The sequence below is a fragment of the Methanobrevibacter sp. genome (genome assembly GCF_045644645.1).
GTDB lineage: Archaea > Methanobacteriota > Methanobacteria > Methanobacteriales > Methanobacteriaceae > Methanocatella.
In genome coordinates, this window is the sequence record NZ_JAZRHE010000103.1 from 1 (window position 1) to 5,320 (window position 5,320).

Consider the following 5,320-nt stretch of genomic DNA (forward strand, 5'->3'; position numbering starts at 1 on the left):
ACGATATTACTCACCCAATTCCTGACTTAACCGGTTATATTACCGAAGGACAAATCGTATTAAGTAGGGAAATCTCAAGGAAAGGTATTTATCCTCCTGTAGACGTACTTCCTTCACTTTCTCGTTTGATGAGTGGTGGTAGCGGTGGAGACAAAACTAGGGATGACCACAGTGGTGTATCTGACCAGCTTTACTCCGCTTACGCTGAAGGTCGTGAATTAAGAGACTTAGTAGCGGTTGTAGGGGAAGAAGCACTTACTGAAAGGGATCAAAAATTCTTAGAATTTGCTCAAGCATTCGAAGACCAATTCATTACCCAAAGTAAAGATGAAGACAGAACAATCTTCGAAACTTTAGATCTTGGTTGGAGTTTACTCAAAATCTTACCTAAAGCAGAACTCAAAAGGGTTAAAGAAGAATTTGTTGAACAATACCTTCCAAAAGATGCATAATCTCATTACAGCAATGTAGGTGATTAAATGGCACAAGATATTATAGATGGAATTAATCCAACTCGTATGGAATTGTTGTCCCTTAAGAATAGGACTAAACTGGCTGTCAAAGGGCATGGTTTACTTAAAGAGAAAAGGGATGCTTTAATTAAAGAGTTTTTTGATATCTTGGATCGTGTCAAAGGTATTCGTGAAAACGCAGAATTAAGTCTAAAAGAAGCAAATGATGCTTTGCTTGAAGCTCAAATTGCTATGGGTGATTTGGCTGTTAGAAAGGCAGCATTATCTGTTAAAGAATCTATTGATGTGGAAATCTCATCAAGAAGTGTTATGGGTGTTGCAGTGCCTGTTACAAATGTTCAAATGGAAGAAAGGTCCATTGTTGACAGGGGTTACGGGTTTTCTGATACTACAATCCAATTAGACGAAGCTGCTAAAAAATTCGAGGAATCCGTTAAGTATTTGATTGAACTTGGTGAAGTGGAAAAAACTATTTTCTTACTTGCTGAGGAAATTGAAGCTACTAAACGTAGGGTAAATGCTTTAGAACATATTATGATTCCTAGATTCCAAAATACTGAAAAGTATATTGATATGAGACTCCAAGAAATGGAAAGGGAAAACTTCGTTAGATTGAAAATGATTAGGTCTACTATTGAGAAAAATGAAAAAGCGGCAGCTGCAGCAGAAGCAGCTCAAAATGCAGAAGCCTAAATTTTTCTTAATTCTTCTCATTTTCTTCTATTTTTTATTATTTTTTTAATTAAAGATTATTTATGAGTTTATTTTTAAAATTAGTTTAGTTAAACGAGTTACTGTAAAAAAATTTTTTTCTAGAAATTCAGAGAAACGGTGTAAAAATGAAAAGAAATCCAATTGACCAATTTATGAAAGACCCTGATAATAAAGCACGTCTGTTTATGTGGATAACCTATGGAATGATTGCAACCACATTTATGATAACAATTGGGGTAATATTATTTATTGTTCATCTACTTGGCTTTTTTTAGATAGTTCATTTACTTTTTTACTGGTTGATTCGACTTTTTCATATAATTTTTCAAAATCATTATCTTTATCTATAATTGTTAGCAATGGCTGTGATTTTTCAGTTATTGAGCCCTGGTGTGGGAGGTCATAGATATTGTCCAATCCCATATTTTCATATTTCATCCGTGTAGGTGAATAGATTATTTTCTTATAAGCATAACATTTTGCCTTTGGAATTTCCACAGGCTCTCCAAGGCATGCTTTGATATGTGCATCGAGCAGATTTATTCCAAGGGTGATTTCCACACATTCGAATGTTCCCTGAATTCTTGGATTGATTTCAATAACATGAAGGCCATTTTCATTAAAGATATAATCAACACCATTTGATCCGAGTAGATTGAATTCTTTGGCAAGTTTTTGTGAAGTGCCTATCATTTCACTATTTATTTCATCAACATTTTCAGCATAGCTCATGATTGACTCTTCCGTTAAAGGCAGAATATTCCCAACGTATATGAAACTGTTATTCTTTTCAAAATCATTCATTGTCAGCAGTCTTGATGTCATTATCGTTTTTGAATCATTTTTGCTTGCAAGAATCGATGAACTTAAGTTGATTCCGGAGACATATTCCTGAAGGATAAAATCATTATCATTAAATTCAATATTCGCATCATTATCTAAAAGATTTATGTCATACCCTCCACTTCCTTTAAGAGGTTTTAAAATAAATTTGGTGTCGGGGCAAGAGTTCTGAATTTCAAATGCTTCATCCATATCATTTACACTAAAAGTCGCAGGTGTTTGAAATTTATTTCTGATTTTTCTGTAAAATCGGTATTTGTTTTCGATATCTCCAACGTCGGTTGTTCCCAATATCTTTTTCTGATCTTTTTTTGAAAAGTCGCCGGGCGATACTCCGGATAGGGGTATGATGTAGTCGACTTCATCTATGTAATCCTGGGAAATTTCCAGGAGATGTCTGCTGTCAAATTCATCTTCAAATATTCCGCAACTTGCATCGGCTTCTTCTTTCAGAACGATTTTTTGATTTTTGATTTTGGGAGTATCTGAAGTTGAAAAATAACTTGTTGAAAAGATGGTGTAATCTAGTTTTAAAGCACTGTTAAGCATACTTCTTGTATCAATTCCAATAAGCAATAGCTTTTCCATAAAATATCAATAAAAATAGTTAATTAGAATAGTCCCGAGCGGAGTCGAACCGCCGTCTCCGGGTCCAAAGCCTAGAAGGATTACCACTACCCTACGGGACTATATTTGTTGTAATACAACATTTAATATATATTTATTATGTAGTATTTAAAAGTATCGGTTTTAAAGATTTAGATAAAATAAACATTCTTTATGCCACATACATTTAGAACATATTTTAGAGATGCTTTCTTTTGAATTGAAAATTTTTTCTACCTCTTTAAATAAATCCTGGGCATCATATTCTTTTGTGGTGTTAAGTTTTGATAATACTTCTTCATCCATTGATATAATTCTTTCATTCTGTTTCTGATTTTGGCATAGATTATCTTTTAAATTTGGGCAGGATTTGCAAATATCATCCGGTGAATTCGTAAGGGTGACGGTGGTGCCGGATAATTTTCTCATCTGGTTAATTTCAGTCATGTTTTCAACAAATGCCTTATCATAACCATAACCCTGAAAGCCTTGAAGGCATAATAAGTGATGGCCTCTTAAAATAAGTTTCATATTAATCAAAATAAATAAAAAAAGAAAAGATTGTTTTAGTCTTTAGGTAGGAATACTTTAGATACTGAAGCAGCACCTAAGACTTTAACAATATCTCCAAAAATAAATGGAACAAGTCCCATCATTAACAGGTCAACAACGCCGATGGTTGCACCCTGAGTCAAGCTGTACCATAATGCTAATCCTAAAAGGCCGGGAATGTAGATTAATGCAAAGTTTGCAACACCAATTACAATTACCATTCTTTTGAAGTTACGTGCTTTAGCATATTTTTCGGTAATTGCCCCAATGAAGTAAGATGCAATAACAAATCCAATGAAGAATCCAAATGTTGATCCTAAAAATATTTCAATACCGCCAGTCATTCCTCCAAACCAAGGAATGAATGCAATACCTAAGACAATGTATAATATTTGGCTTAAGCATCCATATTTTTTACCTAAGAATAAACCAGAGCATAATACAGCAAAAGTTTGTGCGGTAATAGGTACTGGTGTCCACGGGAGTGGAATAATGATTTGAGCCATAATCCCGGTAAAACATGCCATCATTAAGGACATAAGGATTTTAGTAGCTGTACTAGCATCCTGAATTCTTTCAAAAATATTTTTTCTAGTACAATAATAGTTATCCATATTAATATTCATTTTTTCCCTCCGATTTTGTAAATCCTATTAAATTTCTGTTAATTATATTATATATTATTTTTGAAAACATTGTTTTTTTCTCATTCGGATAAATGGTGTTTATAATTATATGCAGGTTTTAAATTGAAAAATAGTTTGGGTGGTGTTTTAAAAATAAGAAAGTGTGGAAATAGTAATTCTATTTCCTTAAATGGATAGTTTTAGTCAATAGTTATTAATTTCACTTCATGTGGTTTTTTAACTATGTTCATTGATTTGAATGCGACTAATTTTTTAATTCCTTTTTCGGAAGCTACATCAACCAATCTTTGGGAGATCACACCATCAAATATGACGCTGTCTGCAGTTCCATCAATATTTTTGATTTCTTCGTAGAGGTTTTCCACTTCCACCTCTTTAGTCATATTCAATGCTTCATCTAAAATAGCTCCATTGCCGGTTCCTTCAAATTCCCTTAACATATCTTTCATTAAGGTAACTTCATCATCTTCAACGACCGGTTCCGGTGCGACTTCTTCACGGGGAGTGAATTTTTGATGTCTTCTGGAATTTCTATTGTATTTTTTATTGTTATGATCTCTTTTATGATTTCCATTAGATTCATTTAAGATATTGTGGTTAGCTAAGAATTGTGCTGTAGGAACTTTGTCTCTAAGTGCAACTAGAACCTCGTCTTTTTCTAGGTCTTCCACTTCTTTTCCTTTTGGAGCACGGGTAATATAGTCAACATCTCCAATTTGTAAAAGTTCTTTTAAGATGAGCTCTCCGCCCCTATCACCATCTACAAATGCAGTAGTTGTTCTTTTTTTACTTAATTCCCCAATTGATTGGGGAACACTTACGCCTTCAACAGCAACAGTATTTTTAATACCGTATTTAAGTAAGTTTAAAACGTCGCTACGTCCTTCCACTACGATAATTGCATCGGAAGTGTGGATGCTCGGACCTGCTGGCAAGCGGTCATCACCATATTCGGAGATTTCGTGAACTCTCATAGCTTCCCTTACTTCTTCAATCATTTTCATGCTGGCCGGACCAACGCTTTCAACCATGTTTTTGTAGATTTCTTTAGCACGGTTTACAACCTGTTCTCTTTTGACAGCCCTTACGTCCTCAACTTTTAAAGTCTGGATTTCGGCTTCACAAGGTCCAACACGATTAATTGTTTCAAGAGATGCTGCAAGTATGGCGGTTTCAACTCTGTCCAAACTGGATGGAATCACAATCGCTCCTTTAGCTCTTCCGCCATTGGATTGAATGTTAACTTGTATTCTTCCAATTCTTCCAGTTCTTTGAAGTTCTCTTAAATCTAAATCGTTACTAAGTAAACCTTCAGTTTGCCCAAATACAGCGCCAACAACGTCTGGTTTTTCAACAATACCATTAGCTGTAATTTGAGCGTGGATTAAATATTTTGTTGTTGTTAATTCTTCACCTTTTCCCATATTTAAGCCTCCTAAGCTTTTAATCGGGATAATTTATGTAATTGCTAAAAATTTAAATTAT

Annotated in this window: 5 protein-coding genes, 1 tRNA gene and 1 pseudogene; 2 read left to right on the plus strand and 5 right to left on the minus strand. The window is 34.2% G+C overall.

Going from position 1 to position 5,320, the window contains the following annotated elements:
• Together ACKI4K_RS05850 and ACKI4K_RS05855 are read left to right on the plus strand one after the other, a co-directional pair.
• Nucleotides 1–452 (plus strand): annotated as a pseudogene (locus ACKI4K_RS05850) (V-type ATP synthase subunit B); the annotation flags it as partial.
• Nucleotides 453–479: 27 nt separating this feature from the next.
• Complete coding sequence (locus tag ACKI4K_RS05855) at nucleotides 480–1,166, plus strand: V-type ATP synthase subunit D (RefSeq protein WP_407423195.1); 687 nt, start codon at nucleotides 480–482, stop codon at nucleotides 1,164–1,166.
• A 267-nt stretch (nucleotides 1,167–1,433) separates the two neighbouring features.
• On the opposite strand, the gene ACKI4K_RS05860 is transcribed toward ACKI4K_RS05855, so the two are convergent.
• From ACKI4K_RS05860 to dnaG, 5 genes are all read right to left on the minus strand, one after another.
• Entirely contained in the window at nucleotides 1,434–2,618 is a 1,185-nt protein-coding gene (locus ACKI4K_RS05860) for an ATP-grasp domain-containing protein (protein WP_407423197.1), read from the minus strand.
• Between the two features lie 29 nt (nucleotides 2,619–2,647).
• Nucleotides 2,648–2,719, minus strand: a tRNA-Gln gene (locus ACKI4K_RS05865).
• Between the two features lie 61 nt (nucleotides 2,720–2,780).
• Nucleotides 2,781–3,167, minus strand: a complete 387-nt coding sequence (locus ACKI4K_RS05870) for a DUF1284 domain-containing protein (protein WP_407423199.1) — start codon at nucleotides 3,165–3,167, stop codon at nucleotides 2,781–2,783.
• A gap of 35 nt (nucleotides 3,168–3,202) precedes the next feature.
• Nucleotides 3,203–3,808 (minus strand): biotin transporter BioY, encoded by a 606-nt coding sequence (locus tag ACKI4K_RS05875; RefSeq protein ID WP_407423203.1) that lies wholly within the window; start codon nucleotides 3,806–3,808, stop codon nucleotides 3,203–3,205.
• Between the two features lie 206 nt (nucleotides 3,809–4,014).
• A complete protein-coding gene (gene dnaG / locus ACKI4K_RS05880) occupies nucleotides 4,015–5,259 on the minus strand; it encodes a DNA primase DnaG (protein ID WP_407423201.1) in 1,245 nt (414 codons plus the stop codon).
• Nucleotides 5,260–5,320 lie beyond the last annotated feature (61 nt).

Bases quoted from the DNA above. Each gene is read 5' to 3' on its own strand.
- ACKI4K_RS05855 (WP_407423195.1), top strand. From the start codon at position 480: ATGGCACAAGATATTATAGATGGAATTAATCCAACTCGTATGGAATTG.
- ACKI4K_RS05860 (WP_407423197.1), bottom strand. From the start codon at position 2,618: ATGGAAAAGCTATTGCTTATTGGAATTGATACAAGAAGTATGCTTAAC.
- ACKI4K_RS05870 (WP_407423199.1), bottom strand. From the start codon at position 3,167: ATGAAACTTATTTTAAGAGGCCATCACTTATTATGCCTTCAAGGCTTT.
- dnaG (WP_407423201.1), bottom strand. From the start codon at position 5,259: ATGGGAAAAGGTGAAGAATTAACAACAACAAAATATTTAATCCACGCT.